Source organism: Rhodothermales bacterium (assembly GCA_017643395.1).
Taxonomy (GTDB): domain Bacteria; phylum Bacteroidota; class Rhodothermia; order Rhodothermales; family UBA10348; genus JABDJZ01.
In genome coordinates, this window is record JAEPNP010000007.1 from 22,719 (window position 1) to 38,432 (window position 15,714).

The window sequence follows — 15,714 nt, forward strand, 5'->3', positions numbered from 1 at the left end:
CGGAAAAGACCCCTGTCATCGGGAGCGTCTGACTGTGAGCAGACCTCCGATCACCATCGCGCCGCCGACGACCTGGCCGATGGTCAGGGGCTCGCCCAGGAAACTGACAGCTGTGATCAGTGCCACGACCGGCACGAGGTTGCTGTAGATGGCCGTGCGAGAGGGGCCGATCTGACGGACGGCATCGTTCCAGAGCACGACCGTCACTCCGGTGGAGAAGGCTCCCGAAAATGCGATGGCCACCCAAACCAGGAGGGTGACGTCACTCCAGACCACATCGCCAAGAAAAGGCCACGAGATGGCCGTGAGCGGCAGGATGGAGACGAGCAGGCCGTAGAACGTGAGGGAAACCGCCGCGGTGTTGCGGAGGAGCGGCCGGTTCACGGTTGTGTAGGCCGCCCAGCACATCGCGGCCAGCAGCATGATGAGGTTGCCGGTCAGCAGGTCCGTGCTCAGGTCCACTTCCTGGCCGGAAATGATGATGAAGCCGACCCCGAAGAGCGATATGATTAGCCCTACCCAGCCGAGACCGCGCAGTTTTTCGATGCCCAGGAGTGCAGCGAGTGAGGCCGTCCAGATGGGCGATGAGGCCATAATCAGGGCCGCTGATCCCGCTAATGTGCGGTCGAGGCCTAGGATGAACGCCACCTGATACACGGTGTACCCAAGCAAGCCGGTGGCCAGAATGCGCCAGGGATCTTCCCGGAACGACTGAAAGAGCGTCTGGCCATGGGTTCGCGTGTGCCAGAGGTGAAGCGCGAAGACGGCGATGAACGACGCCAGGATGCGCATGAGGTTCAGCGCCATCGCGTTCATGTACGGCATAACGGCCTTGAGCACCACGAAGTTGGTGCCCCAGATCACGACGCAGAACAGCAGCGAGGCCTCGACGGGCCACGGAAAGCGTCGCTCGGAATCGTAGGGGGTGGTCATGCGGCGTGGGCGCCCGCTCCTGCGTTGGGAGCGAAGTCGCGCCGAAGATATCGGGCCGCGTGGTGAGGGAGGCCGCCCGTTTGTAAAATGCGGAGGCATTTCCCGCACCCCCATGCTTGGCGACGGCATCACCAAACTCTACTACACCATCGGCGAGGTGGGCTCGCTCGTCGGGGAGGAGACCCACGTGTTGCGCTACTGGGAGACAGAATTCCCGCAGCTCAAGCCGCGCAAGAATCGGGCAGGGAACCGCGTGTACACGAACGAGGATATCGACCTGGTCTTTCGCATCCGGCGCCTGCTGCGCGAGGACAAGTACACACTGGAAGGTGCCCGGCAGCAGCTGGATCGCGGGGAGGCGAGTGCGCTCATGACGGCGGCCGATCGCCGGGATCTGAAGGACCTGCGCACGTTTCTGGTGCGGCTGCTGGATCGGATCAAGTAGGGGATTCGGGGTGCCCGGGTAACGGCCCTGCCCTGCCTCGCGCGCTCAGCCGCCCATCACGCCCTTTCGGCCCATGCACTTGGCCATGATGCTGAGCTGGCCGATGTGGTACGACTCGTGCATCGCAAAGAAGGCGATGAGGTCCAGCAGGTCGGGGTCCTCACCGGGGATGGGCATGGGACTGGGCTTGCGGAGGTCCTCCAGGGTCATCGCTTCCATCCCGGCCACCATCGCCTCTGAGATGCCGGCGAAGGCCTCCATGATTTCGGAGACTGGCGGGCAGGGCAGGTTTGCATCGAACTGGGCCGCGAGTTTGAACGCGCCGAATTCGCCCCATCCGGGGTCCGGCGCGTCGATTCCGAGCGTCTTGGCCAGACCGTGACGCGTGGCCACGATGTGACCTACCACTCGGTTGAACGGGTTGCAGTTCCCCAGTTGGAACGACTCCTGCTCCGGGGGCAGGTCATTTACGGCGTTGCGGAGCATCCAGGCGTTGTGCCAGAATACGTCCAGGGCCGGGGCCAGCGGGTGCGTCATTGTTGCGCGGTTTGACGCAGAATCTTACGCACCCGCCCGGATGATTGCAGGGGCTATTCGGCGGGTGCCGCGGCCGGCTTCAGCAGGTAGATGATGCCGACGAGCACTGCGATGTATGCCGCGTTAACGGGCAGGCTGGCCCATTCGCCGGCCCTGGCGTGTGTTCCAGCGGCGCCAATCATGACGACAATGAGCAGGAGTGCGGCCTTCTGGGCCAGCTTCGGGATCAGCAGTCCGATCGCACCGGCCAGTTCCATGACGCCGGTTACATAGACCATCCAGGAGGGCAGTCCCCAGTTTTCGAAGCGCACAAACCAGTCTTCAACACCCATCACCTTGCCGGAAGCGGCGGCGACGAACATGACTGCAAGCAGGCCGCGGAGGACCCAGCCGACGATGGATTTGGTCTTTGGAGACATAGCCGAGGGGAGTAAGGTTGGGGTTAGGTGCCAGACGGCCGGGTGCCGTTACGGTCAACGGGCATGCCAGGCGGCGAGAACTTCCCGTTCGCGTTCGGGGGAGATACCTGCACGGAGCTCAGCCTGGCGCTCAGGCGTGCGGGAGAAGTGAAACTCAAGGGTGTCCCGGGCGGTGTCCGCGAGAGGACGGAAGGTCAGTCCCGACTCCACTTCGGGAGTGAGGTCAAAGCGCGCGAAGCCCTCGTTGTCGCCGCGGGCCGGCATCCAGACCGGCATGTGCGAGTAGGGGCGCACGCCCTGCTCGAGCAGGAAATCGGTGTCGACCCAGGTGAACGTGGTCTCCGCCGTGGTGGCTGCGCGGATGCCGTAGAGCAGTTCGGTCATCGGACGTGGGGTAGCCGGTCCGACGCCGTTGAACGTGCCGGTTGTGCCGTTCTCAGCGAGGCGCACCATCCATTCGGTGAGATCGCGCACGTCGATGATCTGGACCGGGTCGGTCCCGTCTCCGGGGGCAAGCACTTCTCCGCCGCGATGGATGCGGATGGGCCAGTAGCTGAAGCGGTCCGTGTTGTCTCCAGGGCCAATGATCAGACCCGGACGGAAGACGAGGGCTCGGTCTCCGAAGACCTTTTGGGCTTCCTGCTCGCAGAGGGATTTGCGCAGGCCGTAGGGGAGCTCGCGCGGAGGGGTAGAAGGGTCGATTCCGGTGGATTCGAAGCTGTGTGCCGGGGCTCCGATGTTCATCGGGATCTGGCGGAAGTGGGCGTAAGCCGAACGGGAGCTGACGTAGATGTAGCAGTCTACGCTGTCACGCAGCGCTTCCGCAGAGAGGCGGACCCAGTCCGGGTTGGAGGCGGAGTTGTCGATGACCACGTCCCACTTGTGGCCTTTGAGGCTTTCGAGGTCGCCATTTCTGTCTCCGACCAGCTTTTCGAGCTCGGGGAAGAGGTGGGTATTGGTGCGACCACGGTTGAAGAGCGTGATTTCGTGACCGCGGTCCATGGCGTAGCGCACCTGGTGTGGGCCGATGAAGCTGGTGCCGCCGAGGATCAGGATGCGGAGAGGGTGGCTCGCAGCGCTCATGGCCGGCCGCGGCAGGAGGGTGGCGGCTGCGGCGAGGGTGGAGGTGCGGAGGAAGTCTCGGCGGGTGGTTGGCATGCGGGGCTTTAGGCTGGGTGGGAGGGTCGAAGATAGCGGTACCGCTCGTACTCCCGGTTCGACCGGCCTCGGCTGTCCTGTTACTTCTGTGGGGCTGGGTTCCTCTAGTGTAATGCGGCCGGGGCCGCGGTGGTCAGTCCGGAGCCCGCGGCGGGGTCCGGGGTCCGGGGTCGGGGTCGGCAGCCGGGGTCCGGGGTCGGGGTCCGCGGCCGGGGTCCGGGGTCGGGGTCGGCAGCCGGGGTTCGGCAGCCGGGGTCCGCAAGTTCACTTTGCGGCCCGGATTAAACCTAATAGCCCGAAATGAGGGTCAGGAAGTTCCATTCGGGCCCATTTGGAACCTAACTCGGCCGTTTTTCTCCCTAGAAGTTGAATTGCGATGCCTTTTTCAACCTTAGCCCCAAACCGCAGGCAAGTTGCCTGGACGACGAGCAAGAGGTGGGCGGCCCTGATGAGCGATGACAAGCAGCGGTTCGCCTCCAGGCTCGGCTGTAGTGTCGCCAATGTGTATGCGCGCAACAGGCAGTTTCGGGCCACGCCGCCAGGAGGCACCGGTCTGCGTCACTTCGCCGACCGTGACGTCCACCGGCAGATGGGTGCCATGCTGGAGGCGTCGCGCTACGAGGTGCTCGCGGCCGTCGCCTTCGTGTCACTGGAGCCTCCAGCGGTCTTCGGACAGCTTCTCGGCGCAGCACGGCGTGGGGTGGACGTGCGACTCATCTTCCGCAGCGACAATGTGACCGGCACGCTGGTGCAGTCGATGAGGGATGCGGGGGTGACCTTCCGCACGTTGAGTGACTTGCACGCCAAGTTTCTCATCACCGACACCACCGCGATGAACGGCAGCGCCAACCTCACGCAGGCTTCGGCTGATCGGGCATCGGAGGTGGCAACGTTCTTCAGCGATCCGGTGGCGGTGTACGCGCTGCGTACCGTGTTCCTGGGCTACTGGCAACGGGCTAGGCCTTTTTGAGCTAGCCGCCGTCCCGGCCGGGCCTGTCGGCGCTACCGTCGGTGATCTGCCGGTCTTCGTCGAGGATTCGATGCACCACGGGGGAATCAGTCGGGGCTAACGGACGTATATTGCCGCTCGGCCAGTGAATCACTTCGCGCGGCCACTCGGGACGTGGCGCAGTCCGGTAGCGCACTTGCATGGGGTGCAAGGGGTCGTGGGTTCAAATCCCGCCGTCCCGACTAGAAAACGACGTTTTTGAGTCGGTTGAAGCCCTCGGTGGCAGTAGCTGTCGAGGGCTTTCTGCATCCGGGCGACAGCTACTGGTCCCATAATGCTCCCAAGGCGCTGTATCACTTCATTCAGGTACAGCAATGGCAAGTCTATTCAAGAGGCGGGGAAACTGGCATGCGCAGTTCTTCTCGGCGGAGCGATCACCGGCCCGAAAACGGGTCAGGATTCAGGCGACTGGTAAGCGGGAGGCTGAGAGAGTTTTCTCCAAGATGCTGGTGGCCTACGGCGAAGGCGCGTGGGACCCGTGGAGTTCGCCACAGTGGCCCCCGAATCCTTCGCATGACCTGGACCTGCCTTCAGTAGGTTGCGCCTCACAGGCCTTTCTAGACAGCCGAGAGGGCCTTAGGGAGGCGACACGTAAGCACTACCGATGGGTGCTCAACCTCTTCGTCGAGTACGTGGGACCCAACGAACCGCTGGGGCGACTATGCGCACGGTCCGTGGGCAACTGGCTGGCTTCGAATGCGAAACGCTCCGAAGCGACGCGAAATACCTATCTCACCCGGCTGCGAGTGTGGGGCAGGTGGCTTAAGTCGAAGGGCTACGACGACTTCACAGAGGGCGTTGCGCTATCAAGTCCTCCGGAGAGGTTGCCGTCCAAGGTGATCACTACAGAGCAGGCCCGGGCGCTGGCAGAGGCGGCGCGAATAGTGGGGCCTGATTACCTAAGTGGTGTTATCCTGGTCACACACCTCCTGGCTTTGCGATTAGGGGAGGTGTGTGCGATGACCGCCGAATGGCTAGATCACACCGACCAAACCGTAGTTGTGCAATCGGGGGGAGCATTCACCACCAAATCGGGCAGGGTGGTTAGAAAACCCGCTACGGAAGAGGCTTGGGCCATCCTCTCAGCGGCCTCGGAGCGACATTTAGCGGGGCCTCTCTTCCGCAATTCGCGAGGCAACGCGCTGAATCCGAAATGGACCTCCAAACAGTTCAAACGCCTGGTTCGCAGGTGCGGAATGCCCGAGACCTTTACCTTCCACGGGCTCCGACACGGCGCTCTCACCGAACTGGCCAAACAAGGCGTCAATATGGACCTTATCCGGCGCTTTGCCGGTCACTCCACCATGGACATGACTCTCCGCTACGTGCATCTAGACTCCTCTGTCCTTGCTAAGGAGGTCCGGTCCGCGTTGACCTCAAGCGGTGTTCAGGACACGAGGTCGCCAAGGACCCGGAGGTAGAACATGGAAATCGTACTGGTTACGCGGCATCCTCAGTGGGGCACCAACGTCTATCGACTACCCTCAATCGACCGCGTCAAAGAAGTGCTGGACGATTTGGGCAAGGACTACTTCGAAGAAGGGGACGAGGCTGATTACCTTCTCCCCGGATACTGGCGAGGCAATGGAGAGGCGTCATACCTGTCAGGAGACTTCGACCTAATGATAGAGGACGAAGTCATCTACCAATGCCACATTGACATCCCGGGACGCATCCCAAGGGACGAGTAGTCTTGCCCGGCACCCTAGTGATACCGACGCCAAATGGACGCGACAAGATCTAACACGTCCGCCGCTCCTAATTGCGTTTGCCGCCACACCTCTGCCTGATGGTTCCGGCCGCCACGGCTAACAATTTGCTCGGATCCCATGATGGTCGTGTCGATAGGTCCGAGCTCCGTATCCATCGCCAAGCCCCATCGACTGCTGAGAACGAGAGTCGCGCCACCGTTTATGGCTAGACCGGTCACAGACAAGTAGAGGACCGGCCCCGAACCGAACTCAGCGCAATGCGGGACACCCCGCGTTTGTAGTTGGTCGCTGACCCATTTCATCGCGCCGCTGGTCAGCACAATCCTCTGAGCATCATCGGTGGTCAGGCGGGCAGACCCGGTCATACAGCGGGCGTTTGCAATGGCATCAAGCTGAGCCGGGACGAGTTGTCCGAAGACTGCTGCTGGCGCGAGCAGTAGAACCAGCATCAAAGAAAGGATTCTCATACCGGTCAATTGTCTGACTTGCCCCAGTCCCGTTCCACGCCGAGCCGAGAATATTCCTCCTCGAGCCAATCGAGACCTACAGGTATGCCCAATTGCACGCCGCACTTATTTGCCTCGGCGAATGCAACGGAGCCCGATTCCTCGAAACGCTTGTAGGCTAGGAGTTCTCGGCGATCAAGGCCGCAGTTGGCTATCAAGTACTCTTCCCACCAGCCGGCAACTCTACCCAACTCTTGGGACTGCCGATAAGTCATTTTTGCCGCATCCACGGAAGCCGTCCTCGCAATCGTTTCTATGACCGAAGATGGCACGTCTCGATCACGTAGGAAATCCTCCGTGATCCGGAGAACCTCCCGTTGTCGAGCTCGGGCCTGAACGGGGGTCATTTCCTTTAGCCGAATGGGATTGATGTAGGGCCGATGCAGCAAAAATCGGTCTCGGTCGAAATAGCGAACGGACGCTGAAACCACCAGGTAGAGGCACGCGCTTGCGCACACGTCGTCCTCAAAGAACCCAGCGGCGACTGGGCGCGAACTCATTTCAATGAATCTCGAGATCGCAATCGCTTCCTCAACGTCACCACCGGGCGTGTCAATCCGGATCATCGGAGTCTGGGCCAACAGGATGAAATTCCGCTGGGTGGACGAAAACTCAATTAGCCGCTGGTAATCTCCTGGGACAATCGTCCCTTCGAGAAACAAGAGAGGCCATTCAGACTCGGGATGGTGATCCCACGAATAGCGCATCTGCGAATACCCGTCCGATGGCAACAGGGCCAGGCCTAGGCAGCAAGAAAGGACGACGCGGAGGGAAAAGCGCAAAATCGAGGGTGGCGACTAAGCTGCTGGCAGCTATCCCGACTCAAGTTCACATTACATAGGTGAGGTCTAGCGCCTCGGAATTCTTGTGAGGCGGACTCATCCTAAGAGTACGATCGGGGGACCGACAAGGAAAATCGAATCCAAGCTGGACGATGCCCATCTTTCCACTTGACGTTATGAAAGTGTCGCATCCGTGTCGAATCTCTGGGAGGTGCCAGTGACTCTCTTGGGTGTTGTACTTGGTCAAGAGTTTCTACTACCCACCTGGGGACCCTATCAACCCGGGGCCCTTTGGGGGCTGCCCCCGGGTCCTGTAGGCCTGCTGCTAAATGCAAGGGGTTTGGTAGTTGAAGACCACGGAACTATGCTGGCGTTAACAACAGTGCCTAGGAGGGTAGTTGGCAGCAGTAACTGCTCCCATTATGCTCCCACCGACTCGAACGTCGGGGTGGTTGGGACGGAGGATGTCAGGCCGGGCACGGTCTGACAACTCCTAGCAACCGCTTCTAATGGCTGGTTTTGAACCCTTTGTGCCTCTCAGGAGGGGTAGCGCTCGGTTGCGACGGACTCGCAGAGTCCTAGCAACTAGGGCCATCGGCCACTTGCATGGGGTGCAAGGGGTCGTGGGTTCAAATCCCGCCGTCCCGACGAGGAATGACCGATTCTGAGTCGGAATTAGCCCTTGGTAGCAGTTGCTATCGGGGGCTTTTTGCCGCTTGCTGCTATCGGATTGCTATCGAAGGGGGCGCCGTCGGTTCACTCACTACCAGAGCGCGATGGCAACCCTTATCAAACAGCATGGACGCTACTACGTCCAGTTCTACTCCGCCCCGAAGAGTCCTGCCAGAAAGCGGATCCCTCTCTATACCGCGTACAAGAGGGAGGCCGTTGAGTACAAGGGAAATCTAGAGAGCTGGTTCAACCGCGGTGACTATTGTCCGTGGAGCACTCCCGACTGGCGTGTGCTGCCGGTAGTCGCAATAGGCCGTGCGGAACCGCTTTCGATCGACTCCATAAAAGGCAAAGCATCGAGCGGACCGACCTAAGCTCAGGGGTGGATGGCCTCGAGGTCCTTGAATTTCTTGTTCCAAGCGTCGTCAAGAATGGACGGGAAGCTGCGATTTGGCGCTAGGTCGGCGATGTGCTGATGGAAAAGCAGCTTCCGGGTAGCGGGCTCGGAGTCTTGCGTGACGGCGTGCGTCAGCAGATCTGAGAACGTGGTGTCGCGGCGCTCGATCGCGCCACAGGCATTCTCAAAGTCCTCAATGCCGACAAAGTAGATATGCTCAGGTGGAATCGGCCAAGAGGATGGTTCGCGTCCAGTAAGCTCAGTGAGGCGGCTGTGTCCGAGTAGGTGGACTAGCATGTGTCCTCCAGACAGGATCAAGTCCTTGTAAGTGACGACTAACAGGTAACAGTTCTCCGGTGCGTATTCGGAAGAGTCCAGACCCCTCAATCTGTCAGCGGTAGAGAGACCCTGCAGAATACCCTTGAGCACCGAGGACTCGGCTGCCCTAAGGATGTAGTCGGGGCTGTAGCTAGTCATGGCGTTGTGTCTCAACTCAACTCCCTTGGCGTCTGCAAACACTCTGGAAGCCGCGGACTTGATGAGGAAGTCCACAGTCTTCCCCGGGCCAGCAGTCTGACTAATCTGAGCCTCGTTCATGTAAGTCTCACCGCTAGCGGCCAAACAGTTCTCAACGTATCGTTCAAACAAGGGGCCGAAGCTGGTCATAAACCAATTCGCGTCGAACGCCCGGAAGCGGTCATACAGGAAGTGCTGAAGGGAGTGAATCAGAACCGGAAGGGTCGTTCTGTGGTATCGCTCAGAGACAACGACGAGAGGGTAGCGAATCAGGGGAGTGACCTCGCGATACTCGCTTTCGTGCTTGTGCGGAGGAGCGATCTGACGAAGATGGTCGCGCATCCCTTTTAGGTCAGTTGAGATAGACGCCAAGAAGGCAACCACCGTAGCTGCGCTGACCTTCAATGGCGCGAAACTCGGTAGCCCTATCCATCGCGCACGCGGCTGGGTGACGAACGTCGTCAAGAGAAACATGGCCAGCGTCAGCCAATCCTCAAGAGAGATCTCAAACTCACTCCTCATCCTCTCGGATAGCGGATGGTTCGAGTCCAAGTCACCAAATAGAAGTGTCTGGCGACAGAAACCGCTCAACGGAGGCAGACTCTGGTGCCAAAACTGTTGGTAGGCGATGCGCCGCAAGAACAACGGGAGGTTGTCCGCGTCGGGCGGGACTAGCTTTGGACCTAAGTCGTGGAGGCGGTCCACGAGTTTATTATAGGCGTGCCCATCGATCGGTCGATTTGTGGTTAGCCAATCTCCTTCCACAAGTGCCCATTTGAGCAACAAGAAGTGAAACCACGGGGGCTGGGCTTTGAGGTAATCTAGGTCGCCGACGCGATGCTGCTGAAGGCGGCTCAGGGCCGCGAGGCAGACAGATTGCCCGGAGTACTTTCGCAATTGATTGCGAATCGGCTTGTAGAGGTCGTAGTAACTCACCAATTCGTTGAGGTAGTCGGTGGAAGCGCCGATCGGGGGTGCCGGGGCCCGGGTTATCCCCGGGAGGGACTACGACGGATTGCTTTGGCAGGGGCGACTAACTACGCCTTGCTTGCCGATGGCCTGATGCGGCCATCCACTACAATTATTTCGGGGGCGCGTTGCCCAGCGTTCAGGGCCGCCTGGCGCGCTGCGACGATTTCGGACAGAGCCTTCGGTTCTTTCTTCGCGACATCGATCACCTTCTACGAATTGCAATCAGCCCCCGCCATCAACGAGCCACCACCATCGGCTTCGAAAAGGTGTAGCTATCCACGCTCAGGCGATAGAAGTAGACACCAGGCGCAAGGTCCGCACCGTAGAAGAGCCAAGAGTAACGGCCCTTGTCCATCTCACCGTCCTGAAGAAGACCAACTGACCTTCCAAGGGAGTCGAACACCTCCAATCGGATGTGTGCGTCAATCGGAATACTGGCAGTTATCAGTGTTTCAGAGCCAAAAGGATTGGGGGCGTTGTCGGCGAGGCCGAGTACGAGGCGGGGGTCCGGAGCAGCAGGCGGATCCGGAAGAGAATCGCCGTCGCGAGAATGGAGGAGGGCATTTCGACGTTCCCGAAGGAAATCGACTCCGTCTCTAAGACGGACAATGGAATCGAACCGGTTTGCGCCTTGCGCCCAGGCCAAAGCGAAGACCATCTCGTCCGACCCGCCGGGCGGTAGTGTGAATGGCTGGGCGTAGATGAACATCTCTTGCCCGACAGGTGAAAAGCTGGTCCCACTTCCATCTGAATTGACCATAGACCAAAACGCACCGGAAACGGGATCACCGGGGTAGCCGAAAGTGGTCACGGGGCCATCGCGCCCACCCCCACCACCGCCTTCCCGGACGGGGCTACCGTCTTGAATCAGCCCCCGAACAAAGTTGTGATAGCCTGCAGCGTCAGTCGGCCACCCATAGCGGCCCCCATCGTCACTCGGGATATGACTTGCACCAATTCGGCCCTCACGACCACCGACTGTGGGAGCCTTCAGGATGGTTGCGCCCAAGGCGGGCGATGCCGGGCCAAACAACCCGTCATCGTCGTCTCCACCGTACAGGTAGACCATCGACCTACTGGTGTCGGTTCCGGCGAACTCATCTCCCCATGCGCCCGACGACCCGTCCAAGAAGATGCCGGCATAGACGCTCAGGCTGTCCGCGGTCGGGTTCTCAATCGCGAACCGGTAGAAGGTGCTATTCCCCACTATTCCGGAGGTAGCGAACGCAAAAGCCTCGGCACGAACGACCAAGCCCGTCGGTTCTGAGCCGGTATAACGATGTTGATTGCCTCTGTCGTTCATTATCCACCAAACCGTCTGGTCTCCAAGAATGGCGGGAATGTCCCCCCCGGCCAGATCGTAGTTCCCGGAGATACCATCCCCGTCAGCAACCGGTGCGCCCTGTAGGTAGGGCCATGACTCCAGTGCTTCAGTGGTTTGGCCTGTCTGCCGGTAACGCTCAATGTCCTCCCATCGAACGTCCCAGATTCTATCCGATGCTACACAGTGGAGACTATCGGGTGCGAGGCCTGACTGGGGAAGTGGGCCAGCCCAAAACTCAGCGTCACCATATGCGGTCGCGGCAATCCTGAACTCGTCGCCCACCTCTACGCCAAGGTGAAAAGAGAACGCGGAAACCGCGTTGTGGCCGCTACCCTTTGGGACCTCGTATCTGTTTGGACCCTCTTTCCAAGTTGCCAGACCGTTGTTGGTGACGCGGGCCACCACGTTTCCGACCTCCAAAAGGCTTTCTGCCTCTGAGGGAGGGCAGTTGCCAACGGTCTGGGCCAAGACCTGGTGGGTATGGGCTACCCACAGGAAGGCAAGGATGTGGTAGCGGGGTCGCACTCACCAAGAACACTACTCTGGTTCGTTGCCGCTGCTATCGGTCTCCGAACCGATTCCTCGGTATGCTGAACGGGTACAGCTCCCGGCTTCAGAGGGGACGGGATGAGCCAGTGCGTATGTCTGGATAAATCGCTGGAGGGCGCATCGAATAATCGCCCCTAACCCGCCGAAAGACTGGAAGAGACACTTAATCGGTTTCCGGCGGGCTAGGATGGGAAGAGAGAGAAGTCTCCGGAGACTTGGCCTGACTTGTGTCTTCGCGTGAGTGGAGGCGTCGATACAGCCCATGGCGTGCGAGGGGGCGTCGGTTCAAATCCTCCGCCCTGACAGAGCCGGCCTTTTTCAGCAGCGAAATCCCCAATCCGCTCCTACCTTCCGGGCCACCCTAGCAAGATGTCCCCTCCTGTGGAAGCCACAACATCCCAGCGCCCGTCCTTCGTCAACCGCGCGCTCGGAAGTATTGAGCGGATCGGCAACAAACTGCCCGATCCCTCGATGCTCTTCCTGATCTCCATGATCATCGTGTGGGTCCTCTCGGCTTTCCTGGCCGGCGTGGAGTTCACGGATGTCGACCCAAGAAGTGGGGAGCCGCTGCGGGTGACCAACCTGCTGACGGGCTCGGCTCTGGCCACTTTCCTGTCGAACATGGTGACCATCTTCACGAGCTTCGCTCCGCTCGGGGTTGTTCTGGTGGCGATGCTTGGCGTGGGCGTGGCGGACGAGGCTGGGTTCTTCAACACGAGCATCAAGCTGATGCTGAGCCTGACGGCGAAGTTCCTGCTGACGCCCGTGGTCGTCTTGGTCGGCCTGATGAGCCACAGCGCCATCGACGCCGGCTACGTGCTCGTCATTCCACTCGGTGGGATCATCTTTCACGCGTCCGGACGCCACCCGCTTGCGGGCATCGCGGCCGCGTTCGCGGGAGTTTCGGGTGGCTTCTCGGCAAACCCGCTTCCTTCCGCACTCGATCCACTGCTGCAGGGATTCACGCAGCCCGCGGCCCAACTTGTGGATCCGAATGTGTTGGTAAACCCGCTTGGGAATTTCTACTTCACCGCGACCTCGAGCATCCTCATCATTGGACTGGCCTGGTTCATTACCGATCGAATCATAGAACCGCGGCTCGACCGGTTGACTCCGCTGGATGACGATGCGGAGGCCGCCAAGGAAATGGATTCCATCACCGCAAGAGAGGGTAAAGCCTTCCGGTGGGCCAGCCTTACCATGCTGGTGGGACTCATCGCGCTGGCGGCATCCCTCTGGCCTGCGGACTCACCGTTCCGTGATGCGGAGGGATCTCTCAATTCCTTTGCGGCTCCGATCATGCAGTCGATCGTGCCGCTCATCTTCCTCCTGTTTCTGCTTCCCGGCGTCGTATTCGGGTTTGTGTCGGGGAAGTTCAAGACCTCTCGCGACATGGTCGCAGCGATGACGAAGTCCATGGAAGGGATGGCGTACTACGTGGTCATGGCCTTCTTCTGTTCGCTCTTCGTGTACGCCTTCAACACTTCCAATCTCGGCGCGCTGCTGGCCGTCAAGGGGGCTGCTGGTCTAAAGGCGCTCGCCCTCCCCGGATCGGTCACGATTTTCGGGATAGTGATCCTGACCGCTTTCGTGAACCTCTTCGTTGGGTCGGCATCGGCCAAGTGGGCTCTCCTGGCTCCGATCTTTGTGCCCATCCTGATGCAGGTGGGGATCAGCCCTGAACTGACGCAGGCTGCCTATCGCGTGGGCGACTCTTCCTCGAACATCATCACGCCGTTGATGCCGTACTTCCCGTTGGTGGTCGTGTACTGCCAGCGGTACGTGAAGTCTACCGGCATCGGCACGCTCACGAGCCTGATGCTGCCGTATAGCCTGGTCTTCCTCGTGGCGTGGTCACTCTTCCTCCTTCTGTACTGGGCGATTGGAATTCCGCTCGGGCTCCAGGCGTTTTATCAGTATCCGCCGCCTGGGATGTAGGGGAAGAACTATTGCGTGGCTCCCTCCGGAAGGACGACAAGTGCAGGGTGGCGAGAGGACACGCCATCTCTGAAGTGTCGCTGTCGGAGACAGGATTCCGAGGCCAGGCAACACCCCTGCCGCGACTCCGCCACTCATTACGAGCCGTCGAAACCGATAAACTCGTGCACTACTAGAGGACCTCCGGACGCAAGAGAGTCCCGGCGTGTGCCCGACTTGTCGTAGTGCCGCTATCCTCCGTAATTGGGGTGTCCAAATCTGAGGTGTGCCATGCCGGACTTGACGATCGCCCTAACCATGCTTGCAGTCATCGCCCTGGTGGTCTTCTATATACGGTGGAAGAAACACCAGGATGGGGGACCTGGCGTCGCAGATATTTCAACTAGGTGTGGTCTGGCTGAGGACTATCTGGTCCCACGAGACGGGCCATACGTCCTAAAGGTCGAGGAAGCTTGTAGCCACGTCACTGTCTCCGTCGATGACGAAATACTGCAGGTTTGGGACGCGGCGACCGGGGCAGAAAACGATCTCCGTGTGCCGGAGGGAGGCGTGGTGGCGCTTCGACTAAGTAAGGGGCAATCACTGAATATCAAGTGCGAACCGGGCAACAGACACAGAAGATGCAAAGCGGCACTGTACCGTCCGGACATCATGCCCGCAGCACAGAACCTATTCCAGAACGTGCAGGCCCGTCAGTGCAACGAGTGGCAGCGGATCACGCTCTGGGCTTACGACACGGTGCGTCTCCGAGTCACGTTCCAGAACCCGGTCTGCAGCGATCCGGGAGGGCCGCAACAGGCACCTTTGATCAAGGGACCCCGAGTCGGCGCAACGGGCGGAAGGTTCAGGGAGCGCCCAGTGCGCAACCGACAGTGGGAGGGCGATTTCTCGCCGGGCGGCGGTGGCGGCCTGGGCAATGCAGTTCGGTTGATGTTCAAGTGCCCAGGAAGTCAGGGGGGACCTTGCGTAGCGTCCGTGACTCTGCTCAAGCCGAGATAGTCCAACTGCTCTACTCACGGCAAGACGGGGCACCCGCTCGTTTCCACCCTTGTGGCGACGGGAAAGCGGTTTGTTCTGGCGGATCCTTCAGTATGGCAGGCTAGGACTCCCGCCAATCTACCTACCGCACGTGCGGTCGTCGGTGAACTCGCCGGACTGGGGGCCGCCGGCCGTTTCATGCCTGAGAAGAGTCGGTTCTGACCAAGCTGTTTAAGGGTTACTCAGACCCGAAACCGTTGCCTCGCCGACGTGGTGGAGCTGAATGAGTAAGTCACGCTTGCTGAACTTGGCCGTGACATGCAGGCCCCTCCACTCGTAGTCGGTCCCTCCATCGAATCTGCGGTCTTCGAGCCACTGGAATACTGTGCCTTGGCCCTTGGCCCAGAGATCATCGCAGCTGTTGCAGTCGCCGCAGAGGGTGCCAGCGTACCAGTCGCCTCCGGAAGTCTGATTGACGTAGGCCATGAGTCCCTGGTCGATTTTCGGAGCCTTGAAGTAGATCGCGCCTTGGCACTGGGAGTAGAAAATGGAGTCCACGAACGTGCCAAAGACGATGCCCTCCTCTGCATCAAAGGTCAGTTCACCCTCATTTGGCCCTATCTCGCAATAACTGCCTTCTAGGAACATGTCACCGGCGTAATGGAACTTGACGTCTCCCCCCATCTCGGCGGGATCAAGCTTGTTCTCGACAGCGATTGCCGCGTACCTGACTGCCTGACTGTGGAGCTTGCGTGCGAGGTCAATTCCCTCTGCAACGTCGGTCACTGAGATACCCATAACGAAAAGCGCCTAGTTGCCATAAGTCTAGGGGATTGTGCGCTCGTTCGAAAGTTCATGCCAGGATTA

14 protein-coding genes and 1 tRNA gene are annotated in these 15,714 nt (G+C 60.1%); 6 read left to right on the forward strand and 9 right to left on the reverse strand.

Annotation, left to right across the window (positions count from 1 at the left end; translation table 11 throughout):
• Positions 1–15: 15 nt before the first annotated feature.
• Positions 16–933, reverse strand: a complete 918-nt coding sequence (locus JJ896_17465) for an EamA family transporter (protein MBO6781451.1) — start codon at positions 931–933, stop codon at positions 16–18.
• A 112-nt stretch (positions 934–1,045) separates the two neighbouring features.
• Between JJ896_17465 and JJ896_17470 the strand changes: the two genes are divergently transcribed.
• On the forward strand, positions 1,046–1,378 hold the full coding sequence (locus JJ896_17470; protein MBO6781452.1) for a MerR family transcriptional regulator: 333 nt from the start codon (positions 1,046–1,048) through the stop codon (positions 1,376–1,378).
• Positions 1,379–1,423: 45 nt separating this feature from the next.
• On the opposite strand, the gene JJ896_17475 is transcribed toward JJ896_17470, so the two are convergent.
• From JJ896_17475 to JJ896_17485, 3 genes are read right to left on the reverse strand one after another with little or no spacing between them, the layout of a single operon-like run.
• Entirely contained in the window at positions 1,424–1,915 is a 492-nt protein-coding gene (locus tag JJ896_17475) for a DinB family protein (GenBank protein MBO6781453.1), read from the reverse strand.
• A 53-nt stretch (positions 1,916–1,968) separates the two neighbouring features.
• On the reverse strand, positions 1,969–2,334 hold the full coding sequence (locus JJ896_17480) for a DoxX family protein (GenBank protein ID MBO6781454.1): 366 nt from the start codon (positions 2,332–2,334) through the stop codon (positions 1,969–1,971).
• 54 nt (positions 2,335–2,388) lie between these two features.
• Positions 2,389–3,492 carry an NAD-dependent epimerase/dehydratase family protein gene (locus tag JJ896_17485; GenBank protein MBO6781455.1) on the reverse strand — a complete coding sequence of 368 codons (1,104 nt, stop codon included), beginning with the start codon at positions 3,490–3,492 and terminating at the stop codon, positions 2,389–2,391.
• A 448-nt stretch (positions 3,493–3,940) separates the two neighbouring features.
• Between JJ896_17485 and JJ896_17490 the strand changes: the two genes are divergently transcribed.
• From JJ896_17490 to JJ896_17505, 4 genes are all read left to right on the forward strand, one after another.
• The gene (locus tag JJ896_17490; GenBank protein ID MBO6781456.1) at positions 3,941–4,462 is read left to right on the forward strand and encodes a phospholipase D family protein; all 522 of its coding nucleotides are present in this window, start codon (positions 3,941–3,943) and stop codon (positions 4,460–4,462) included.
• Between the two features lie 147 nt (positions 4,463–4,609).
• A tRNA-Pro gene (locus JJ896_17495) sits at positions 4,610–4,683 on the forward strand.
• Between the two features lie 132 nt (positions 4,684–4,815).
• A complete protein-coding gene (locus JJ896_17500; GenBank protein MBO6781457.1) occupies positions 4,816–5,922 on the forward strand; it encodes a tyrosine-type recombinase/integrase in 1,107 nt (368 codons plus the stop codon).
• Positions 5,923–5,925: 3 nt separating this feature from the next.
• Positions 5,926–6,192, forward strand: coding sequence for a hypothetical protein (locus JJ896_17505; protein MBO6781458.1), 267 nt, complete (start codon positions 5,926–5,928; stop codon positions 6,190–6,192).
• Positions 6,193–6,206: 14 nt separating this feature from the next.
• On the opposite strand, the gene JJ896_17510 is transcribed toward JJ896_17505, so the two are convergent.
• The 4 genes from JJ896_17510 to JJ896_17525 form a co-directional block, all read right to left on the reverse strand.
• Complete coding sequence (locus JJ896_17510; GenBank protein ID MBO6781459.1) at positions 6,207–6,680, reverse strand: hypothetical protein; 474 nt, start codon at positions 6,678–6,680, stop codon at positions 6,207–6,209.
• A gap of 5 nt (positions 6,681–6,685) precedes the next feature.
• The gene (locus tag JJ896_17515; GenBank protein MBO6781460.1) at positions 6,686–7,501 is read right to left on the reverse strand and encodes a hypothetical protein; all 816 of its coding nucleotides are present in this window, start codon (positions 7,499–7,501) and stop codon (positions 6,686–6,688) included.
• Between the two features lie 1,048 nt (positions 7,502–8,549).
• On the reverse strand, positions 8,550–9,638 hold the full coding sequence (locus tag JJ896_17520; GenBank protein MBO6781461.1) for a hypothetical protein: 1,089 nt from the start codon (positions 9,636–9,638) through the stop codon (positions 8,550–8,552).
• 655 nt (positions 9,639–10,293) lie between these two features.
• The gene (locus JJ896_17525; protein MBO6781462.1) at positions 10,294–11,310 is read right to left on the reverse strand and encodes a T9SS type A sorting domain-containing protein; all 1,017 of its coding nucleotides are present in this window, start codon (positions 11,308–11,310) and stop codon (positions 10,294–10,296) included.
• A 990-nt stretch (positions 11,311–12,300) separates the two neighbouring features.
• Here JJ896_17525 and JJ896_17530 point away from each other — a divergent pair.
• Positions 12,301–13,869: an AbgT family transporter gene (locus tag JJ896_17530; GenBank protein ID MBO6781463.1), complete on the forward strand. Its 1,569-nt coding sequence runs from the start codon at positions 12,301–12,303 to the stop codon at positions 13,867–13,869.
• Positions 13,870–15,078: 1,209 nt separating this feature from the next.
• Here the strand turns inward: JJ896_17530 and JJ896_17535 are convergent.
• Complete coding sequence (locus tag JJ896_17535; protein ID MBO6781464.1) at positions 15,079–15,645, reverse strand: hypothetical protein; 567 nt, start codon at positions 15,643–15,645, stop codon at positions 15,079–15,081.
• Between the last annotated feature and the right edge of the window lie 69 nt (positions 15,646–15,714).

Bases quoted from the DNA above. Each gene is read 5' to 3' on its own strand.
- JJ896_17465 (MBO6781451.1), bottom strand. From the start codon at position 933: ATGACCACCCCCTACGATTCCGAGCGACGCTTTCCGTGGCCCGTCGAG.
- JJ896_17470 (MBO6781452.1), top strand. From the start codon at position 1,046: ATGCTTGGCGACGGCATCACCAAACTCTACTACACCATCGGCGAGGTG.
- JJ896_17475 (MBO6781453.1), bottom strand. From the start codon at position 1,915: ATGACGCACCCGCTGGCCCCGGCCCTGGACGTATTCTGGCACAACGCC.
- JJ896_17480 (MBO6781454.1), bottom strand. From the start codon at position 2,334: ATGTCTCCAAAGACCAAATCCATCGTCGGCTGGGTCCTCCGCGGCCTG.
- JJ896_17485 (MBO6781455.1), bottom strand. From the start codon at position 3,492: ATGCCAACCACCCGCCGAGACTTCCTCCGCACCTCCACCCTCGCCGCA.
- JJ896_17490 (MBO6781456.1), top strand. From the start codon at position 3,941: ATGAGCGATGACAAGCAGCGGTTCGCCTCCAGGCTCGGCTGTAGTGTC.
- JJ896_17500 (MBO6781457.1), top strand. From the start codon at position 4,816: ATGGCAAGTCTATTCAAGAGGCGGGGAAACTGGCATGCGCAGTTCTTC.
- JJ896_17505 (MBO6781458.1), top strand. From the start codon at position 5,926: ATGGAAATCGTACTGGTTACGCGGCATCCTCAGTGGGGCACCAACGTC.
- JJ896_17510 (MBO6781459.1), bottom strand. From the start codon at position 6,680: ATGAGAATCCTTTCTTTGATGCTGGTTCTACTGCTCGCGCCAGCAGCA.
- JJ896_17530 (MBO6781463.1), top strand. From the start codon at position 12,301: ATGTCCCCTCCTGTGGAAGCCACAACATCCCAGCGCCCGTCCTTCGTC.
- JJ896_17535 (MBO6781464.1), bottom strand. From the start codon at position 15,645: ATGGGTATCTCAGTGACCGACGTTGCAGAGGGAATTGACCTCGCACGC.